The following is a 20,661-nucleotide window of genomic DNA, read 5'->3' on the forward strand; positions in this document are numbered from 1 at the left end:
CTATATTGCAGCTCCGACATTCTGACTGACACGCCGGGCTGAAAAATTGGCAAGATGGCAGCCGGGCTGAGGGGTGAAAATAGACGGAACTGCAAATTTGACCCGAAAAATGGTCCATGGCGCGGAATGCGTCCATTGGCATAATTCGTGAGGACCCACTGACATCACATAAAAAATCTACGTTTTAAAATTCATACGAACTATGGCTAATTTAAGTATCAAACCATTGGCTGACCGGGTAATTGTGAAACCCGCAGCTGCTGAAGAGAAAACTGCTGGCGGCATCATCATCCCCGACACCGCTAAAGAAAAACCGCAGAAGGGTACCGTAGTGGCCGCCGGTCCCGGTAAAAAAGATGAACCGGTTACCGTAAAAGTTGGCGATACCGTACTCTATGGCAAATATGCCGGTACTGAGATCAGCGTGGAAGGTCAGGATCTGCTGATCATGCGCGAATCCGACATCCTGGCTATCGTGTAAAGCTGTTTTGTACTTGAACCAGATCGTTAAACCTTAAATGGAAAACAACAATTATTATGGCAAAGCAATTATATTTTAATGTTGAAGCCCGCAACAAAATGAAAAAGGGTGTTGATACCCTGGCAAACGCGGTAAAAGTAACCCTCGGTCCCAAAGGCCGTAACGTGGTAATTGAAAAGAAATTTGGCGCTCCTTCCGTAACCAAGGATGGTGTGAGCGTTGCCAAAGAAATTGAACTGGAAGACGCCATTGAGAACATGGGCGCCCAGATGGTAAAAGAAGTAGCTTCCAAAACCGCTGATATTGCCGGTGATGGTACTACCACCGCTACCGTACTGGCCCAGTCTATCATCGGTGAAGGCCTGAAGAACGTGGCTGCCGGTGCAAACCCGATGGACCTGAAACGTGGTATCGACAAAGCGGTAAAAGCCGTTGTTGAAAACCTGAAAGCACAGTCTAAGGAAGTAGGTAGCGACCACCAGAAAATTGAGCAGGTGGCTACTATCTCCGCCAATAACGATTCTGCCATCGGTAAACTGATCGCAGAAGCCATGCAGAAAGTGACCAAGGACGGCGTTATCACCGTGGAAGAAGCAAAAGGCACCGACACTACCGTAGAAGTAGTAGAAGGTATGCAGTTTGACCGTGGTTACCTCTCCGCTTACTTCATCACTAACAGTGAGAAGATGCAGGCAGAACTGCAGAACCCCTACATCCTGATCTACGACAAGAAGATCAGCACCATGAAGGACATCCTGCACATCCTGGAAAAAGTGGCACAGCAGGGCGCACCCCTGGTGATCATCTCTGAAGACCTGGATGGTGAAGCACTGGCTACCCTGGTGGTGAACAAACTGCGCGGTACCCTGAAAGTGGCTGCTGTAAAGGCTCCCGGCTTTGGCGACCGTCGTAAGGAAATGCTGCAGGACATCGCCGTACTGACTGGCGGTATCGTGATCAGCGAAGAACAAGGTTACAAGCTGGAAAATGCAGACCTCACTTACCTGGGTAAAGCAGAATCCATCTCTATCGATAAAGACAACACCACGATCGTAGGTGGCCGCGGCGAGAAGGAAAATATCACTGCCCGCATCAGCCAGATCAAATCCCAGATCGAGGTAACTACTTCCGACTACGACCGCGAAAAGCTGCAGGAACGCCTGGCTAAGCTGAGTGGTGGTGTAGCCGTACTGTACGTAGGTGCAGCTACCGAAGTAGAAATGAAAGAAAAGAAAGACCGCGTAGACGACGCCCTGCACGCTACCCGCGCTGCAGTGGAAGAAGGTATCGTTCCGGGTGGTGGTGTTGCGTACATCCGCGCCATCGAAGCCCTGGGCAACCTGAAAGGTGATAACGAAGACGAAGATACCGGTGTTGCCATCGTTAAACGCGCCATCGAAGAGCCCCTGCGCCAGATCACGGAGAACAGCGGCATTGAAGGTTCCATCGTAGTACAGAAAGTGAAAGAAGGCAAAGCTGATTACGGCTTCAACGCCCGCACGGAAGTATACGAAAACCTGTTTGCTGCCGGTGTAATTGATCCGACCAAGGTAAGCCGCATCGCCCTGGAAAACGCTGCCTCCATTGCAGGTATGCTGCTGACCACCGAATGCGTGATCGCCGACAAACCCGAACCCAAATCCGCTGCTCCCGCAATGCCGGGCGGCCACGGTATGGGCATGGACTACTAATCTTTACCGGATTACAAATACGGAAAAATCCCGCCTGCACTTCGCAGGCGGGATTTTTTTTTGCCCACCCGGAGGCGGCCCTCTCCTCAAAAAGCCATCGCCTTTTCAATCAGGCGTTCCCCGGTTTCAACTTCCTCACTACCAGCGGTAACGTAAGCCCCTGCCCAATGATCGTAAACAGCACCACCACCGTAGCAATAAAAATGATCGCATCGCGCTGCGGGAAATTAGCCGGCAGGCCCAGTGCAATGGCCAGCGATACAATGCCCCGCATGCCAGACCAGCCTATCACAATGCTCTCCTGGAGGGTAAGCAATGCATCCCTGGAAATGCGTCCCTTGCGCGCGCGGAAAGCCCGCCAGAGATTGCCCCGCTGCCACTCCACGCGCACAATGCGCAGTACCAGCGCCGTAACCGTAATGAGGAATGCATAACCCACGAAAGGCCATACCTCGTGCGCATCAATGCGGCGTATCACCATCGGGAACTCCAGCCCTATCAAAATAAAAATCAGCCCGTTCAGCAGGTAAATAAGAATATCCCACACACTCTTGGATTGCACCTGCAATGCTTCCGGGAATACTTTTTTAGTGAAGCGGGAAATGCCCAGCCCCAGTACCACCACAGCGATCACACCGGATACATGCAGGTGCTCCGCAATGAGGTACGTAACAAAAGGCAACAGCAACAGGAAGCTGAAGACCGCCATGGTATTATCTTTCAGTCTTACCAGGAAAAATGATAGCAACTTGCCCATCAGCATGCCTACTAAAAAACCGCCACCCATGAGGATGAGGAATTGTATCAATGCTTGCCACAATACGAACGCTACGCCTGTAACTGCCGCCACGGCAAAACGGTAGGCCACCAGCGCAGATGCATCATTCACCAGGCTCTCGCCCTCCAGGATGGTAGCGGTGGTATGGGAAAGGCCCAATCCTTTGGTAATGCTGATGGCCGCCACCGCATCGGTAGCTGCCAGGATGGAGCCCAGCACAAAGGCCAGGGGCCAGGTGAAGCCCGGGATCACATAACGCGCGATCACCGCAATGGCGCACGTGGTCAGGAACACCAGGCCTATGGCCAATGTGCCGATGGTGTTGAGATTGGTCCGGAATGTTTTAAATGAAATATTGAACGCCGCATCATACAGCAGCGGGGGCAAAAAGATGAGCATCACTACTTCAGGGCTGATCTCGATCTCCGGCATGCCCGGCAGGAAGCCCATGGCAATGCCCACAGCTACCATCAGTACGGGATAGGGGAGACGGATCTTGTCAGATACGGCCGAGAGCACGACCATGATGGCCAGGATAAAAATGATGATGCTATAATTCTCCAAAGGATCAGGGTTTTAAGACATGTACAATCGCATCTAAAATAAGATAAAAAAATTACCACCCCGGGATACCACCGGCAGTTCCAGGCAATTTTCACGGGCAAGTTCTTATACGCGCCGGCCGGGGCACATTTGATAAAAAGCAGTAACTTTCCACCGCCTGTACCGTTATAGAACTGTATGAAACGAATATTACACCTCCTCATAGCTGTTTTTGCCCTTGCCTGCATGCTTTCCGCGTGTAAAAAGGACACCAGCAGCACGAGATCGGCGGCGGACCTCGCTGCCCCGGGCGATTCCAGCATCCTGCGTTACCTGGCCACCAATAATATCACTGCCAATTACGATCCCTCCGGCCTGTATTACCGCATCCTCAATCCCGGGGATGGCCAGCACTTCATCACCCTCACAGATACGCCTTACGTAATTTATACCCGCCGCCTCATTACCGGCATCATGGTAGAATCGTCCAAAGGCCAGGTGACCAACTTTGACGGGCGCGCCCTGAAAGACCACATCCCCGGCTGGCAGATCGGTTTACAAAAGATCTCCAAGGGAGGCAGCATTGAGCTGTACATCCCGCCCTCACTGGGTTTTGGCTCACAGGCCGTTTATAATGGAAGCGTGTTGATCATACCGCCCAACTCGGTACAGATCTGCCAGGTGGATCTCGTGGATTTTCATTAAATGCCCTTATCTTGCACCACAACATTCTAAACCAACCATCGTGGCGCACGAAGCAATTTCGGTATTCGATATTTTCAAGATAGGCGTGGGCCCATCCAGCTCACACACCCTTGGCCCCTGGCGGGCCGCCCTGCGTTTTTTACAATCCCTTGCTGATAAACAACAACTTGACCAGGTGACCCAGGTGCGCGTGCTGCTGTATGGCTCCCTGGCCAAGACCGGCGTAGGCCACGGTACAGACATTGCCGTACAACTGGGCCTCTGCGGCGATGACCCGGTAACGTTTGACGTAAACCAGATCACACCCAAGATCCGCGACATGCAGCAACACCAAAAAATGCTGCTGGCCGGCCGGTATGAGATCGGCTTTGATCCCGCTGCAGACGTGGTATTCCTCATGGAAGAATCACTGCCTTTTCACCCCAATGCGCTCACATTCCTGGTAACACTGCAAAATGGCGATCAACGGGCCTCCACCTACTATTCCATAGGCGGTGGTTTTGTAGTGCAGGAAGGGGAGGAGAAAAGCGCCAGTGAAAGCGTGGACCTGCCTTTCCCGGTAGACACGGCCCGCCAGTTGCTGCAGTGGTGCATTAAAACGGGCTTCAGCATTTCCGAACTGGTCATGGAAAATGAAAACGCCTGGCGGCCGGAAAGTGAGACCCGCGCCGGGGTGTGGAAGATCTGGACGGTGATGAAGGAATGCATTTACCGCGGGGTGCATACCACCGGAGAGCTGCCGGGTGGCCTGAAAGTGGCCCGGCGTGCAGCTGCGCTCAATAGGAGACTGTTGCAGGGCCGCACCTACCATGACTTTGACAGCTGGTTGCACGCCATCCGCGCAGGGGGTAACCATTTCGGCTATACGCTGGACTGGGTGAGCTGTTTTGCCCTGGCGGTGAATGAAGAAAATGCTTCGTTTGGCCGCGTGGTAACTGCGCCCACCAATGGCGCCGCCGGTGTAATACCCGCGGTACTGGCCTACTTCATCACATTCTGTGACGGGCATTCCGAAGAAAAGATCCTGCAGTTTATCCTCACTGCTTCCGAGATCGGCAGCATCTTCAAAAAACGTTCTACCATCTCCGCCGCCATGGGTGGCTGCCAGGCGGAGATCGGGGTGTCTTCTGCCATGGCCGCAGCGGCCCTCACCGAGGTAAGCGGGGGCTCCCAGCGCCAGGTGCTCATGGCCGCGGAAATAGCCATGGAGCATCACCTGGGCCTTACCTGCGATCCCATAGGCGGCCTGGTACAGGTGCCCTGCATTGAGCGCAATACCATGGGCGCCATCAAGGCCATTACCGCCTCCCAACTGGCGCTCCAGAGCAACCCAGACCTGGCCAAGGTATCGCTGGATGCCGTGGTGAAAACCATGTGGGAAACCGCCCTGGACATGAACTCCAAGTACAAGGAAACGTCCGACGGGGGCCTGGCTGTGAACATTCCTATCAGCCTGCCGGAATGTTAGCGGCGCACATTGTTTGTTAACCCCTACCGCTTGTCCGCCCCAACTGAAATCATTAGTTTTAGCTCCACATCATTAAACATCATCCTTTCACCCAGGTCTATTGCAGTGTCACGCTTACAACTTGATCCCTTGAAATATTTTTGCTTATTGCTTTGCTGCCTTTGTACCGGTACTGCCATGGCGCAGCAGTTTGGAGGCAACCCGCCTTCCCTGAAGTGGCAGCAGATCAACACGGACACGGCCCGCATCATTTTTCCCCGGGGAATGTCCGCCACCGGCCAGCGCGTGGCAGACCTGGTACACTACATCAACCAGCATGAGCGTACATCTATTGGCAGCCAGGAACGCAAGGTGAACATGGTGCTGCAAAACCAGACCCTGATCTCCAATGCCTACGTGCAACTGGGCCCCTTCCGCTCCGAGTTTTACCTCACTCCTCCGCCCACTACCGAAATTGGCTCCGCCTACTGGCCAGATCAGCTCTCCGTGCATGAGTACCGGCATGTGCTGCAAAACATGAACTTCCGCCAGGGCATCTCCAAATGGTTTTACTACCTGGGCGGTGACCTGGGACAGGCCGGCGCCACGAACCTGGCAGTGCCCAACTGGTTCTGGGAAGGAGACGCGGTAACCATGGAAACAGCCCTGGGCGCACAGGGCCGCGGGCGCCTGCCAGGCTTCTTTGACGGGGTACGCGCCCTGTCACTCGACCAGCAGCACTACCGCTACATGAAACTGCGCAACGGCTCTTACAAAGACTTCATCCCGGATCATTATCCCATGGGGTATATGCTGTCGTACTTTGGGCGGGAGCATTACGGGCAAACGTTCTGGAAGGATGTAACCTCCGATGCCGTGCGGTACCGGGGTATTTTCTATCCCCTGTCAAACAGCCTGCAAAAGCGCACCGGCATGCGCATTGCCGCTTTTTACGATACCACCCGCAGGGAATTTGAAAGTTACTGGCGGGCAGATTCCCTGCGCATGCCCATCAGCACTGCCACGCAGGTGTCGCCGGAAAGTAATACAGTGACCAGCTATTCCTACGTATACAATGATGGTCCCGGTGCCTGGGTGTACCTGAAAAGCAGTTATAAAAAAATACCTGCCTTTTATCGCCGTAACGCCGCAGGGGAGGAGCACCTGGTCCTGCGCCCCGGCAGTAACTTCGATGATTTTTTCAGTTATCGCAATGGACGCCTGGTATGGACCGAATCGCGCTTTGATATGCGCTGGAACAATAAGCAATATTCCATTGTGCGCCTGGCCGATACGCTGGGCCATGTGCGCACCATTACCCACCGCAGCAAGTATTTCAGCCCGGACATCACGGCAGATGGCAAACGTGTCATCGTAGCAGAAAGCGCCGCGGATATGCAATACAGCCTGCAACTGCTGGATGTGGAAACCGGCCATGTACTGCAAACACTGCCCAACCCGCAGCATTGGTTTTACAGCTACCCGAAGTTCAGCGCTGATGAACAGTCTGTGATTGCCGGCGTGCGCAATGCACAATCGCATATGGCACTCATCCGGCAGTGGCTGCAGGACGGTCGCATAGATACGTTGATACCTTTTGGGTTGAATACTGTTGGCATTCCTACGGTTACGAAAGACGCCGTGTACTTCACCAGCAGTTACGCCAGCGTAGATAACGTATACGCCTATACGTTTGCTGATGGACAGATACATCAATATACTTCCCGCCCCAACGGGGTGAAGCAGGTAGCCATTGATGCGGAGGACAACCGCATGGTGTTCACCGAATTCCGCGCAGCGGGATACACACTGTATGCCGCGCCCCTGGCACCTTACAGCCAGCAGGCACTGGACTTTGGCAAAGACGCCCGCGGCGCCTGGCTGCATCCTGATTTTAAAGAAGGCGGCAGCATTACGGACAGGTTACCTGCGCGCGCATTCCCGGAAAAGAAATACCCGCTGTTATCGCATCCATTCAATTTCCATAGCTGGGTGCCTACTTTCAATGACCCGGATTACACGTACAGCCTGCTGGGCAATAATATCCTGAACACCACGGAGACCAATGTGGGCTATGCCTACAACCGGGATGAAGGTTATTCCCAGGTGAATGCCGGTTTTACTTTCAGCGGCTGGTTTCCCTACCTGCAGGTGAGCACTGCCTACACCACTAACCGGAATGTGTACCTGCGCCAGGGCCATATTTCGTGGAATGAATGGTCCGGCCTCTTAGGGCTGGCCGTGCCTTTCAATTTCTCCTCCGGCCTGTATGGCCGCTACCTGTCTGTAAGCAGTAACTACAACTTCGTGGAGCGCACCACCATGAAGAAGTCTACCCGCCAGCTGGCAGCCGTATCCAAAGATGTGCAGTACGTTTATAGCAGCCTTAGCTTTGTGAACCAGCGCAACAAATCCGTGCAGCAGCTCTTCACTCATTTTGGGCAAAGCCTGGCCGTGCAGTACGCACACTCCGCCACCCGTGCCGAGGCCTGGCAGCTGAACACGCGGCTGGACCTGTATTTGCCGGGCTTCTTCAATAACCACAGCATTGTGTTACAGGGTGCTTTCCAGATGCGGGATACCTTCCAGAACTATTTGTATACGGACCATTTTGTATATGCGAGGGGCTACAACACCCCCGCCTATACGAAAATCTACAAGCTGGGCGCCAACTATCATTTCCCCATCGCTTACCCGGACTGGGGCTTTGCGCAGCTGCTTTACATCCTCCGCATACGGGGCAATGTGTTCTATGATTACAGCATGGCTTACGAAGACAAGCTGCCTGCCACCCGTACCCGCTATTCCTCCGCAGGCGGGGAGCTGTACCTGGATACCAAGCTGGCCAACGAGCTGCCCTTCTCCTTTGGCGTCCGCTTCAGCCACCTGCTGGACCCTGATCCGCAAGACAATGCAAAGAACCGGTTTGAAGTGATCATACCACTGCAACAACTCTTCAACTACTAGTCATAAAAAAAGTCCTGCCAGGTAGCGCAGGACTTTTTTATATCGTTTACCGTGTTACAAAATGCAGGTCCGGTACCTGGTAATACTTGTCTGGCGGGTATTTCACCACAATGTTGCTGAAGAAAAGCTCATCGCCGCGCTGCAGGGATTCCTTCAGTTTATTGACCCAGAGCGGGGAGAGGTGGGCAGTGTTCTTAAAATTATCGCCAAGGTATTCTGTGTAGGTGGATGGCTTGTTGGTAGAGTCGTTGATGTAAGGTGTTTTTTGTTCGTAGGTAAATTCAAAAGACACTACTTCGTACTTGTTATTCTTCTGGTCCCGCACCACCAGGTTCTGGTCCAGGTTCTTTAAGATCTCCGGGCGGGGGATGGAATCACTGAGATAAATGCCCCAGGTGCTGCGGAAGCGCAGGTCTGTTTTCTTTGCCAGGGGAGCGGTGCTGCTGGTTTTGGCCACAGCAGCGGCTTTGGCAGCGGGTTTGCCGGTGGAGATCTTTTGCTGGGCCGTAGTGGCAACGCTGATCATGCAAAGCATTACAGCAGGTAACCATATTTTTAGCATGCGGGCGGTTTTCAGGTAAAGGAAAGGGAAAGACTTTGCAGCTTTCCCTCTCTCAGAACGTTATTGTAAGCGTAAAATTATAATGCTTTCAAACTTTCCTCGATGGCCTTGATCTTGGCCTGTGCGTCTTCCTTCTTCTGGCGTTCCAGGGCAATGATCTCCGGCTTGGCGTTCTGCACAAAGCGCTCGTTGGAGAGCTTCTTGTCTACAGATGCCAGGAAGCCTTGCAGGTACACCAGGTCCTTTTCCAGTTGTTCCTTTTGCGCAGCGGGGTCCATGGCCTGTTCTGTTTCCAGGTAGAACTTGTCTTTCTGGATCACCAGGGCAATAGAGCCGGGCACAGAGGCATTGGCAAAGTGGATATCCGTAGCATTCACCTGCTTGGCCAGGATGGATTTGATGGGCGCAAAAGCCGCTTCGTTGCTGGTTTCTATATGCAGAACGATGGTGTCTTTTGGCTTGATGGTGTGCTTGTTGCGGGCATCGCGGATGGCGGTGATCACTTCCTTGGCCAGGTCGCCGGAAGCCAGCAAAGCAGCGTCTGTGGCGGGTGCAGTGGCAAACTGTTTGATGATCAGGTCATCGCCGGCGGTTCTTTCGGCCAGGTGATGATAGATATCTTCCGTTACAAACGGCATGAAGGGGTGCAGCAGTTGCATCAGTTCTTCAAAGAAGCGGATGGTCTGTGCATGCACAGCTGCATCAATAGGTTGTTCAAAGCCAGGCTTGATCCATTCCAGGTACCAGGAGCAGAAGTCGTCCCAGACCAGGCTGTAGATGGTTTTCAGGGCTTCGCTCAGACGGAAGTCCTTGTACAGGCCTTCTACGCTGGCTTTGGCTTCCGCCAGGCGGTTGGCAAACCATTGTACTGCAAAGTTGTCCTTTACAGAAGCATTGGCGTCGCCCTCGCAACGGCCTTCCCACATTTTTACCAGCTTCAGCGCGTTCCAGATCTTGTTTGCAAAATTGCGCCCCTGCTCACAGCTGCTGTCATCAAACAGCAGGTCGTTGCCGGCGGGGGAGGAGATCATGATGCCAAAGCGCACCGCATCTGCACCAAACTGCTTGATGAGCTCCAGCAGGTCTGGCGAGTTGCCAAGCGATTTACTCATCTTGCGGCCCTGCTTATCGCGCACCATGCCGGTGAAGTATACATCACTGAAAGGCTTTACCTCCTTGTATTCCAGGCCGGCCATGATCATGCGGGCCACCCAGAAGAAGATAATATCCTGGCCGGTTACCAGCACAGAAGTAGGATAATAATAGTTGATGTCTGCGTTATCCGGCTCGGTAATGCCTTTGAACACCTGCACGGGCCACAACCAGGAAGAGAACCAGGTATCCAGGCAGTCTTCATCCTGCACGAGGTCTGCGGTGGTAAAGGCAAAAGACGGGTTCTTAGCCTGGAACTGTGCCAGGGCTTCTTCCGCACTGCTGGCCACTTCAAAAGTGCCGTCCGGTGCGTAGTAGGCCGGTATCTGCTGTCCCCACCACAGCTGGCGGGAGATACACCAGTCCTTCACATTCTCCATCCAGTATTTGTAGGTGGCCATGAAACGGTCGCCGGGGTGAATGCGTACTTCACCGCTGATTACCGCTTCCAGGGCGGGTTTGGCCATTTCAGCCATTTTCACGAACCACTGGGTGGAAATGCGGGGCTCTACCACGGCGTTGGTACGCTGTGACATACCGGTTTTGGAAGGATAGGTTTCTTCCTTTACCAGCAGGCCTTTCTCCTTCAGTTCTTCTACTATCTTTTTGCGGGCCACGAAGCGGTCCAGCCCCACGTAGATCTGTGCGGCAGGAGAGAGGGTGCCATCGTCGTTGAGCGTGTCGATGATCTCCAGGTTGTGTTTGAGGCCCAGGTTGTAGTCATTGATATCGTGGGCCGGCGTTACTTTCAGGCAGCCGGTACCAAATGCTTTGTCCACGTATTCATCAAAGATGATGGGAATGCGGCGGTTGATCAGGGGCACCAGGGCGTACCTGCCTTTCAGGTGCGTGTAGCGCTCATCGGTGGGATTAACGCAGATGGCGCTGTCGCCCATGATGGTCTCAGGGCGGCCGGTGGCGATGGTGATAAATTCATCGCTGCCTTCCAGCTGGTATTTCACGTGGAAGAGGCGGCCTTCTACTTCGCGGTATTCCACTTCCTCGTCGCTGAGGGCGGTTTTGGCGGCGGGGTCCCAGTTGATCATGCGTGCACCGCGGTAGATCAGGCCTTTCTGGTACAGGTCAATGAAGACCTTGATCACTGCCTTGTAGTAGTGATCGTCCATGGTAAAGGTAACGCGGTCCCAGTCGCAGCTACAGCCTAGTTTCTTGATCTGGCTGTAGATGATGCCACCGTATTTATCTTTCCATTCGTAAGCGTATTGTAAAAAGCTTTCGCGGGTGAGCTGCGATTTATCGATGCCTTTTTCCCGCTTCAGCATGTCCACCACCTTGGCTTCCGTGGCAATGGAGGCATGGTCGGAGCCAGGTACCCAGCAGGCATTGAAGCCGCTCATGCGGGCATGGCGCACCAGGATGTCCTGTACGGTTTCGTTCAGGGTGTGGCCCATATGCAGTACCCCGGTTACGTTTGGGGGCGGAATGACCACGGTAAATGGCTGACGATCATCCGGTTGTGAGCGGAAGTAGCCCTTATCCATCCAGTGCTGGTACCATTTCTCCTCTGCCGCGGCAGGCAGGTAATTTTTCGATAATTCCATTGCTATTAAAAATCTAAGTCTGCAAAAATAACGGACAATTGCCAAAGCCGGAAATCCATATCCCTCCGGGCACAGTTATCGCCCTATTTCCACCACCTGTCCAAAATTCATGGCCATCTGCTAAATGCAGGTTTTCAATCCGCCCAATGGTGCGCATCTTTACAGGGTTAACACAAGCGACAACCGCTTACCCGCTGGCAGTGAACCCATTACACACTACGCCCTGCGATACATTTCACAGGGTGTGCCGGTAACCACTGATCCTCCGCTATAATCCGCTGCCAGTAAGGATTACAGGAGCGTGCTTTATAAAGGACCAAATATTTTCTTAATCCATTTTTCAATAACATTCAGGCAAACAACAACACTCCACTTTCAAAACACCTTTATTGTATGAAACAACATTCATGGAGCCATTTCCGCTCCGTACTGATCGCCCTGTGCGTTATTATAACAGTAGTATCCTGTGGTAAAACCGGCCCTGATGGCCCCGCCGGCGCAAAAGGCGATAAGGGTGACAAGGGTGACAAGGGCGACAAGGGTGATACCGGGGCCAAAGGCGCTACCGGCACAGCCAATGTGATCTACTCCAAATGGATATACGCCACTAATTTCGTGGACTCCACGGTGGATGGTTCCCAGGTAAAAGTAGCGCATCTGTATGCCCCGGAGATCTCTGCAGATATCCTCAATAATGGGGCGGTGCTGGTGTATATGAATTTTGGTTCAGGCGTATTTGTATTGCCCTATACCAGCTATGCCGGTGGCAAAGCAAACACCATCGGTTTCAGTCCCGGTGTAAAGAAGATCATCATTACCCGCCTTACCTTCGATAACAGCAATTCCATTGGACTGAGCACTGCGATACAATACCGTTATGTCATTATCCCCGGTGGCGTGGCCGGCCGCCAGAAGGATGCATACGCAAACCTGGATTGGAGCAACTATGAGCAGGTACAGGCATTCTTTTCCATCCCGGACTAACACCGGATCTGCAACTTTCCCAGGCTTGTTGGCCGGTCCTGTGCCGGCTGCCATGCCTGGACTTATAAAGAACAATGGCCTGCTTTCGTGCAGGCCATTGGCGGTTAACGGGGTGGGCTATACGAAACCGGCGCAATTTCTGCGGGGAAATTGCGCCGGTCAGTTGTAATATGCCAGTTGTAATGTGAACAGCCAGTTGTAAGGCATCCGTTATAATAATGGTGTGGGCGCTTAGTGCAAATGCAAAATAGCATCCAGCGTATGCTGCACCATGTCCGGTGTAATATCCAGGTGCGTTACCATCCGGATCTGTGTGGGGGAGATCACACCTACCCGAATGCCTTGCGCGGCCAGCTTTTCCGCGAAGGATGCCGCCGTGTAAGGCGCCAGCAATTCAAAGATGATGATGTTGGTCTCCACCGGCCACATCTGCCCTACAAACGGGCGGGAGAGGAGGGCGTCCGCGATATCGCGGGCGTTGCAGTGGTCTTCATCCAGCCGGGCCACCTGGTGCTCCACGGCGTAAATGCCGGCAGCGGCCATAAAGCCTGCCTGGCGCAGACCGCCACCCAGTTTCTTGCGTACGCGCCGGGCCTCTTTAATGAAAGCCTCGCTACCTACCAGCACGGAGCCCATGGGGCAGCCCAGGCCCTTGTTCAGGCAAATGGAAATGGTATCGAAGGCGGCGCCGTACTGGGTGGGTGTTTCCCCTTTTGCCACCAGGGCGTTGAACAGGCGGGCGCCATCCAGGTGAAAGCCAAGCCCATGGGCCTTGCACACGTCACGGATGCGCAGGATCTCCTGGAAGTCATAACAGGCGCCCCCGCCACGGTTGGCCGTATTTTCCAGGCACACCAGGGAAGTGCGGGCCCGGTGCACATCGTCCGGGTTGATGGCGGCTTCTACCTGTTTGGCAGTGAGAAGACCGCGCTCCCCGTGCAGGGTGCGGGCCTGGCAGCCGGCATTGAAAGCAATACCCCCGCCTTCATACACGAATACGTGGGCCAGGTCGCTGCAGATCACTTCATCACCAGGAAGGGTGTGGACTTTGATAGCAATCTGGTTACTCATGGTGCCGGAGGGACAATACAAAGCGGCAGCTTTGCCAAACAGTCCTGCCACGATGGCCTCCAGCTCATTGACAGCGGGGTCTTCGCCGAAAACGTCGTCGCCCACTTCCGCCAGCATCATGGCGTCCAGCATGCCTGGGGTGGGTTTGGTAAAGGTGTCGCTGCGGAAATCAGCTATGGTTTTCATTTAATAAATTATAATAAAAATCAGGATAAATTAGTGAAAATGACAATTTAAACGGTCCTATTTTTCAATTGTTAAAATTTAGATAAAGGGCCCCGGTTGGCGAACCAAAACAGTAGCATTTGTCGTTTATAATTATTATTTTGTTTATGCTGAAAACGTTGGCAGGAAGAATTTGGCAGAGTGCAGCATTAGCACGATCTTTGCAGGCTTATTTGCGGCTCGGAAATTTTGTAAGATAGAATTTTTCTCAAAATCCAACAAAAAATTTGCGCCGTTGTTAATTATTTAATCATCTATAAAACAACACTTTCTATATGAGGCAACTTAAAATTGCCACCCAGATCACCAACCGCGATTCGCAGGCGGTAGAGAAGTATCTGCAGGAAATCTCAAAGATCCCTTTGTTAACTCCTGAAGAAGAAACTGTTCTCGCGCAGCGTATCAAGATGGGTGATCAGAGGGCGCTCGAAAGATTAACGACCGGCAACTTGCGTTTCGTAGTATCCGTAGCAAAGCAGTATCAGCACCAGGGCCTGAGCCTCAGCGACCTCATTAACGAGGGTAATTTAGGGTTGATCAAAGCAGCGCAGCGTTTCGATGAGACCAAAGGTTTCAAATTCATCTCCTATGCAGTGTGGTGGATCCGCCAGTCAATTTTGCAGGCATTGGCAGAGCAGGGTAGGTTAGTGCGTTTGCCGCAGAACAAGATCGGTACCTACAATAAAGCCAACAAAGCTTATATGGCATTTGAACAGGAGAACGAACGCGAGCCTTCTACAGAAGAACTGGCAGAGATCCTGGAAATGTCTGAATCCGAGATCAATAACATTTTCCAAAGCAATACCCGCCACATGTCCCTGGACGCACCGGTACACGAAGCCGAAGACGTGGCCATGGGTGACCTGCTGGAAGGTGGTGATATCACAGACGACGACGTAATGCGTGACTCTCTCCGCGAAGAGATCCGCCGTGTCCTCAAATCCCTGAGCCCGCGTGAAGCTGAAATCGTGAACGCCTACTTTGGCCTGGACGGGGAAAACGGTGCTACCATTGAGCAGATCGGCCAGAAATACGACCTGACCAAAGAACGTATCCGCCAGATCAAGGAAAGAGCGATCAAACGCCTGCAGAAAGCCCGTTACAGCGGCGCGCTGAAGTCTTACCTCGGCTAATTTTACATACTCCGTATATAACCAGTATACAAAACATCTTGACTGCCGGCCTGTGTGATCCACGGGCCGGCTTTATTACTGGCCGGACCGTCGTATTTTTGCCGCATCGTTTATACCGGCCACCGCTTTTTAACCTTACGCCATGCGCTTCGCTGCTTTATTGATACTCCTCGCCATCCTTGCCACCTCCTGCGAAAAAGATGTGGATATCCGGCCCGGCTCCAGCCCTACCCAGCTGGTTGTGGAAGGCCGCATTGAACAAGGGAGCTACCCGGTCATCGCCCTTACCCACAGCCTCCAGTATTTTACCACCATAGATCCCCTGGTACTGCAAAACAGCTTTGTGCACGGGGCCAGCATCACCGTTACGGACAACGGGCAGGCTTACCCGCTAAAGGAATACCGCCTGGATACCCTGGGGGGGGCATCTATATATTATTATACCATAGACAGCACCCGCCGTCCCTGGCCGGCCCTGGGCCAGCCGGGCCATACCTACGCCCTGCATATGGAAGTGGGCGGGAAAACCTACGAGAGCACTACCACCATTCCCAAGAACGGGATGGTGGTGGATTCCGTCTGGTACAAGCGCGTGCTGTACGACGGGGACTCGTCCTACACGGAGCTGCGGGTACGCATTACAGATCCGCTGGAAAGCGGTAACTTTGCACGCTACTTTACGAAACGTAACAGAGAGCCGTACTACGCAGGGTTAAACTCCACGCAGAACGATGAACTGATGAACGGGCTTACCTTCAATATCACCCTGGACCGGGGCGTGAACCGCAACGAGAAGCTGGACCTGGCTACCTATGCTTACTTCCGGGTAAATGATACGGTAAGACTCAAATTTTGTAACATAGACAAGCCAACGTATAATTTTTGGCGTACTTTGGACTTCGCTTACAGCAGTAATGGCAACCCTTTCGGGTCGCCGGTGGTGATAGAGGGGAACGTGCCCGGTGCGCAAGGCTACTGGGGTGGTTACACCGTGCAGTATGCCAGTATTATCATGAGAGACTAAAAAGGAACAATAAAACAGTATGGAAAACAACCAACCGCAGGAACATGTACATGTTTTAATTATCGGCTCCGGACCGGCAGGTTATACCGCTGCCATTTATGCCGCCCGGGCTAATCTTAAACCGGTACTTTACCAGGGCATCCAGCCCGGTGGCCAATTAACCATCACTACCGAAGTGGAAAACTACCCCGGCTACCCCGAAGGGATCCAGGGCCCCGAAATGATGGTGGATTTTGAAAAGCAAGCCAGCCGCATGGGCGCGGACATCCGCTATGGCATGGCTTCTTCCGTGGATTTCTCCAGCCAGCCCTATAAAGTAACGATAGACGAAGAAAAGGTGATCTCTGCCGATGCCGTGATCATCGCCACCGGCGCTTCTGCCAAGTGGCTGAACCTGCCGTCTGAACAGCGCCTGAACGGCAGCGGCGTTTCTGCCTGTGCCGTGTGCGACGGCTTCTTTTTCCGTAACAAGGACGTAGCCATTGTAGGCGCCGGCGATACCGCCTGTGAAGAAGCGCTCTACCTGTCTAAACTCTGCACTACCGTACATATGTTTGTGCGCCGCCATGAAATGCGTGCCTCAATGGTGATGCAGGACCGCGTACTGAAAGCCAGTAATATCATCGTGTACTGGAACACCGAAACAGAAGAAGTGCTGGGCGACAAAAAAGTACATGGAGTGCGCGTGCGCAACAATAAGACCAACGAGGTAAAAGAAATCCCCGTGGAAGCCTTTTTCGTTGCCATTGGCCACCAGCCTAACTCCGCCATCTTCAAAGACTACCTGGAACTGGATGAGGCAGATTACATCCTTACCGAGCCCGGTAGCTCCCGCACCAAGCTGGAAGGCGTATTTGCCTGCGGCGATGTGCAGGACAAGATCTACCGCCAGGCAGTAACGGCCGCCGGTAGTGGCTGTATGGCCGCCCTGGATGCAGAGCGTTACCTCTCCGCCAAAGGCTTGCACTAATGGGATAGCTTGCCAATTGACAGGCTACAAGTAAATTATAATTATAAAAACCAATCCTGCTGCCAGCGGGATTGGTTTTGTTTTTTGGGAAGTTGTAGCTTTGGGTCTCTAATCCGAATGGCATGTTAACGATCGCACTGGAACATATGGAGATACACGCATTTCACGGCTACTATCCCGAAGAGGCCGTGCTGGGTAACTGGTTCATCGTGGACGTGGCGGTGAGCTTTGAAGAGCACCAGCCCGTAACCCACCTGTATGAAACGGTGAATTACCAGGGCCTGTATACCATTGTAGAGAAGATCATGAAAATACCCAAACCCCTGCTGGAAGAAGTGGTGCAGGACATGGCACAGGCCATGCATGAAAAATACGCCATGATCCGCAGGGTCGTAGTGTCCCTGCGCAAGGTAAATCCCCCGCTGGGCGGCCAGGTACGTCATTCCATGGTGACCCTGGAGAAGCAGTATTAGATCCATTCCCAACATTAGGATACCCGGTTGTGTTTATTTAAAGCGAAAGCATTGGCCGCAGGCCACCCAAAATATTTTTAGTCCCCACCTTACACCCGGACGGGGCCAGCCCGATTTTTTTAGTACATTTATATATAAATATTTCTTCTATGTTCAGAAGTATACTTTTAGCCGCCAGCCTATGTTTTAGCCTTGTATCCCGGGCACAGACCATAGAGGAGCTCCTGCAGCAGGGCGACCAGTTGGTAAAGCAGATGAAAGAAGTAGAAGCGCTTGGCAAGTACAAGGAAGCGCTGAAAATACAACCTAATAACCTTACGGCGCTCACCTGGGCCAGCCTGCTGGATTCCCGCGAGGGCAACCGCCAGGAAAAGAAAGACGCCAAATCCCGGTATTTTGAAGAGGCCAAGGCCTATGCTGCCCAGGCAGTGGCTGCCGGTCCGAACGACCCGGATGCCAACTATGCCATGGCCGTGGCGATGGGCCGCATTGCCCTGATCTCCGGGGCTAAGGATAAAGTAGCGGCTTCCAAGGATGTGAAGCGCTATGCAGAACTGGCCATCAAGCTCCGCCCTAATTTTGGCCAAGCCTGGTATGTGCTGGGTAAGTGGAATTACGAAGTTGCTACGCTCAACGCCTTTGAAAGAGGCGCCGCCAAGATGCTCTTTGGCGGCATACCCGACGGGTCACTGGCCAATGCCATTGCGGATTACGAGAAATGCCGCCAGCTGGACCCGGGGTTCATTCTTAATTACTATGACCTGGCGGTAGCCTACAAACAGAACGACCAGCTGGATAAAGCCGAAGAGATCCTGCGCAAAGTACCGGCCCTGCGCCCGGTAAGCCAGGATGATCCGAAGATCAAGGCAGACGCCAAGAAAATGCTGGAAGATATGCAATAGCAGAGGGGAAGTTTGTATTTTTGGAGCCAACAAAAACCAGACTATGGCCGTAGTGCATCAAATCCAGCCTGCGTTTACCGTGGATGATACCTCTTTACTGGAAACAGACCTGACCACCTGCCACCTGCTGGTGCTGGTGGGTGTGGGCACTTTCAGCTACGTGGTGTTTGAACCGGCGGAAAATAAATTCCTGGCCCTCAAATCTTACCGCTTTGAGCCCCAGAAGGCAGCCCTGGCCGACCTGGAAATGATAGAACAGGTATTTGATGCAGACCGCCTGCTGTTCACCGCATTCCGTTCTGTGCTCCTGGGGTTTGACCAGCGCTGCCAAACCCTGGTGCCGGCTAAGTTCTATAACGCCAACCTGAAAAAAGATTACCTCCACCTGGTATTCCCCGAAAAAATGCAGGAAGCCGTACTGGCCGATACTATTTCCGAACTGGAAGTGGTGAATGTGTACGGGGTAGATAAAGACCTGGTGGGCTTTTTACGCAAAGAGTTTGCAACAGACAAAGTGGTGAATGCCAATACCGCTTTGCTCCGTTCCTATGTTTATGACCATGACTACCAGCAGCGGGATGGTGTGGTGTATATTGAAGTACAGCCCGGCCATGTAACGCTGACCGCATACGCCCTTGGACGTTTGCTGGGCCAGCAGCAGTATGCCTTCCAGACCGGTCTCGATATTGTGTATTATCTCACCAGCATGCTGCGCCAGGTGAACCTGGACGAGCAGAAGGCCTTTGTAAAAATAGGCGGGGAGGTGCACACAGACGATGCCCTGGTGGAAGAGCTGCGCAGCTTCCTGCCCCAGCTGCAATGGATGGACCGCCTGCCTGGCTTCCGCTACATCAGTAAGATGCAGGAATTGCCGGCTCATTATTTTCAGGATCTTTATGCACTGGCCTTATGCGTATAATAGGAGGTGAAATGGGCGGGCAGCGTTTCCAGCCCCCCGCCAACATGCCCCATACCAGGCCTACCACGGATATTGCAAAGGAAGGCCTGTTTAACGTGATCGAGAACAACCTGGACCTGTCGCAGACCAAGACACTGGACATCTTTGGCGGCACCGGCAGCATCAGTTATGAACTGTACAGCCGCGGTGCACGGGACCAGACCATTGTAGAGAAAGACCCGGCCATGGCGGATTACATCCAGAAAACAGCCAGGCAGCTGCACGTGGAGCACCTGAAGCTGGTGCGCATGGATGTATTTAAATACCTGGAAACCTGTACCGAAAAATTCGACTTTATTTTTGCGGGCCCGCCTTACGCTCTTAATACGATAGACCAGCTGCCCCTCATTATTTTTGAACGGCAGCTGCTCAATCCTGAGGGCTGGTTTGTGTTGGAGCACACGCCCCGCAACCATTACGAGCACTACGACTATTACCGGTTGGAAAAGAATTATGGCACCACCATCTTCACCTTTTTCATCAACCGGGAATCGCTGAAACAAAGTGCGCCCAAATCCTGATCCATGCAACGTATCTGTTTATTTCCCGGCACATTTGACCCTGTTACTTTAGGGCATACGGACATTATTGACCGTGCCCTGCACCTGTTTGACCAGATGGTGATAGGCGTGGGAGTGAATGCCACCAAAGTGCCCATGTTCCCGTTGGAACAGCGCATTGCCTGGATGCAGGAAATTTATAAAGACCAGCCCAAAGTGAAGGTGATGGCCTACGAAGGGCTTACCGTGAAGTTCTGCCAAAGCATAGGCGCCCGCTTTATCCTGCGTGGGGTGCGGTCTTTCACTGATTTTGAATATGAAAAGGCCATTGCGGAAGTAAACCGCATGATGGACCCGCAGATAGAGACCTTCTTTCTCAACAGCAGCCCCCAGGTGGGCACCCTGGCCAGCACCCTGGTGCGCGATGTGATCCGCAACGGGGGAGATGCCAGCAAACTGGTGCCGGCAGCCGTTTGGCAAGGCTTAAAAAAAGCATAGCCACTTGCTGAAATGACTTACCTTTTCACTGAATA

Annotated in this window: 18 protein-coding genes; 14 read left to right on the plus strand and 4 right to left on the minus strand. The window is 53.0% G+C overall.

Features of this window, described 5'->3' with window-relative positions:
* Positions 1-202 precede the first annotated feature (202 nt).
* Together DCC81_RS24295 and groL are read left to right on the plus strand one after the other, a co-directional pair.
* Positions 203-481 (plus strand): co-chaperone GroES, encoded by a 279-nt coding sequence (locus DCC81_RS24295; RefSeq protein WP_089712391.1) that lies wholly within the window; start codon positions 203-205, stop codon positions 479-481.
* Positions 482-537: 56 nt separating this feature from the next.
* The gene (gene groL / locus DCC81_RS24300; protein WP_108689365.1) at positions 538-2,172 is read left to right on the plus strand and encodes a chaperonin GroEL; all 1,635 of its coding nucleotides are present in this window, start codon (positions 538-540) and stop codon (positions 2,170-2,172) included.
* 109 nt (positions 2,173-2,281) lie between these two features.
* Here groL and DCC81_RS24305 read toward each other — a convergent pair whose 3' ends face one another.
* Entirely contained in the window at positions 2,282-3,514 is a 1,233-nt protein-coding gene (locus tag DCC81_RS24305) for a cation:proton antiporter (protein ID WP_108689366.1), read from the minus strand.
* Between the two features lie 177 nt (positions 3,515-3,691).
* Here DCC81_RS24305 and DCC81_RS24310 point away from each other — a divergent pair, with 177 nt between their 5' ends.
* The 3 genes from DCC81_RS24310 (at position 3,692) to DCC81_RS24320 (ending at position 8,612) form a co-directional block, all read left to right on the plus strand.
* Positions 3,692-4,198, plus strand: a complete 507-nt coding sequence (locus DCC81_RS24310; protein WP_108689367.1) for an FKBP-type peptidyl-prolyl cis-trans isomerase — start codon at positions 3,692-3,694, stop codon at positions 4,196-4,198.
* A gap of 40 nt (positions 4,199-4,238) precedes the next feature.
* Positions 4,239-5,666 carry an L-serine ammonia-lyase gene (locus DCC81_RS24315; RefSeq protein ID WP_108689368.1) on the plus strand — a complete coding sequence of 476 codons (1,428 nt, stop codon included), beginning with the start codon at positions 4,239-4,241 and terminating at the stop codon, positions 5,664-5,666.
* Between the two features lie 129 nt (positions 5,667-5,795).
* Positions 5,796-8,612: a hypothetical protein gene (locus DCC81_RS24320; RefSeq protein WP_133177785.1), complete on the plus strand. Its 2,817-nt coding sequence runs from the start codon at positions 5,796-5,798 to the stop codon at positions 8,610-8,612.
* A 46-nt stretch (positions 8,613-8,658) separates the two neighbouring features.
* On the opposite strand, the gene DCC81_RS24325 is transcribed toward DCC81_RS24320, so the two are convergent.
* Positions 8,659-9,174: a hypothetical protein gene (locus DCC81_RS24325; protein WP_133177786.1), complete on the minus strand. Its 516-nt coding sequence runs from the start codon at positions 9,172-9,174 to the stop codon at positions 8,659-8,661.
* A gap of 77 nt (positions 9,175-9,251) precedes the next feature.
* Positions 9,252-11,888 carry a valine--tRNA ligase gene (locus DCC81_RS24330; RefSeq protein WP_108689371.1) on the minus strand — a complete coding sequence of 879 codons (2,637 nt, stop codon included), beginning with the start codon at positions 11,886-11,888 and terminating at the stop codon, positions 9,252-9,254.
* Between the two features lie 393 nt (positions 11,889-12,281).
* On the opposite strand from DCC81_RS24330, the gene DCC81_RS24335 reads away from it, so the two are divergent.
* Positions 12,282-12,872: a hypothetical protein gene (locus DCC81_RS24335; protein WP_108689372.1), complete on the plus strand. Its 591-nt coding sequence runs from the start codon at positions 12,282-12,284 to the stop codon at positions 12,870-12,872.
* A 231-nt stretch (positions 12,873-13,103) separates the two neighbouring features.
* Here the strand turns inward: DCC81_RS24335 and DCC81_RS24340 are convergent, their stop codons facing one another.
* Positions 13,104-14,129, minus strand: a complete 1,026-nt coding sequence (locus tag DCC81_RS24340; RefSeq protein ID WP_108689373.1) for a threonine aldolase family protein — start codon at positions 14,127-14,129, stop codon at positions 13,104-13,106.
* Between the two features lie 314 nt (positions 14,130-14,443).
* Here DCC81_RS24340 and DCC81_RS24345 point away from each other — a divergent pair, with 314 nt between their 5' ends.
* The 8 genes from DCC81_RS24345 (at position 14,444) to coaD (ending at position 20,626) form a co-directional block, all read left to right on the plus strand.
* Positions 14,444-15,301 (plus strand): sigma-70 family RNA polymerase sigma factor, encoded by an 858-nt coding sequence (locus tag DCC81_RS24345; RefSeq protein ID WP_089712370.1) that lies wholly within the window; start codon positions 14,444-14,446, stop codon positions 15,299-15,301.
* A 142-nt stretch (positions 15,302-15,443) separates the two neighbouring features.
* On the plus strand, positions 15,444-16,325 hold the full coding sequence (locus DCC81_RS24350) for a DUF4249 domain-containing protein (RefSeq protein ID WP_108689374.1): 882 nt from the start codon (positions 15,444-15,446) through the stop codon (positions 16,323-16,325).
* Positions 16,326-16,344: 19 nt separating this feature from the next.
* On the plus strand, positions 16,345-17,295 hold the full coding sequence (trxB, locus tag DCC81_RS24355; protein ID WP_108689375.1) for a thioredoxin-disulfide reductase: 951 nt from the start codon (positions 16,345-16,347) through the stop codon (positions 17,293-17,295).
* 122 nt (positions 17,296-17,417) lie between these two features.
* Positions 17,418-17,768, plus strand: a complete 351-nt coding sequence (locus tag DCC81_RS24360) for a dihydroneopterin aldolase (RefSeq protein ID WP_108689376.1) — start codon at positions 17,418-17,420, stop codon at positions 17,766-17,768.
* 149 nt (positions 17,769-17,917) lie between these two features.
* Positions 17,918-18,670, plus strand: coding sequence for a tetratricopeptide repeat protein (locus tag DCC81_RS24365; RefSeq protein ID WP_108689377.1), 753 nt, complete (start codon positions 17,918-17,920; stop codon positions 18,668-18,670).
* A gap of 43 nt (positions 18,671-18,713) precedes the next feature.
* Positions 18,714-19,589 (plus strand): DUF3822 family protein, encoded by an 876-nt coding sequence (locus DCC81_RS24370; RefSeq protein ID WP_165806726.1) that lies wholly within the window; start codon positions 18,714-18,716, stop codon positions 19,587-19,589.
* Positions 19,580-20,149 (plus strand): RsmD family RNA methyltransferase, encoded by a 570-nt coding sequence (locus DCC81_RS24375; RefSeq protein ID WP_108689379.1) that lies wholly within the window; start codon positions 19,580-19,582, stop codon positions 20,147-20,149. Before DCC81_RS24370 ends, DCC81_RS24375 begins: the two co-directional genes overlap by 10 nt.
* A gap of 3 nt (positions 20,150-20,152) precedes the next feature.
* A complete protein-coding gene (gene coaD, locus DCC81_RS24380; RefSeq protein WP_108689380.1) occupies positions 20,153-20,626 on the plus strand; it encodes a pantetheine-phosphate adenylyltransferase in 474 nt (157 codons plus the stop codon).
* Positions 20,627-20,661: the final 35 nt, after the last annotated feature.

The sequence above is a fragment of the Chitinophaga parva genome (assembly GCF_003071345.1).
Taxonomy (GTDB): domain Bacteria; phylum Bacteroidota; class Bacteroidia; order Chitinophagales; family Chitinophagaceae; genus Chitinophaga; species Chitinophaga parva.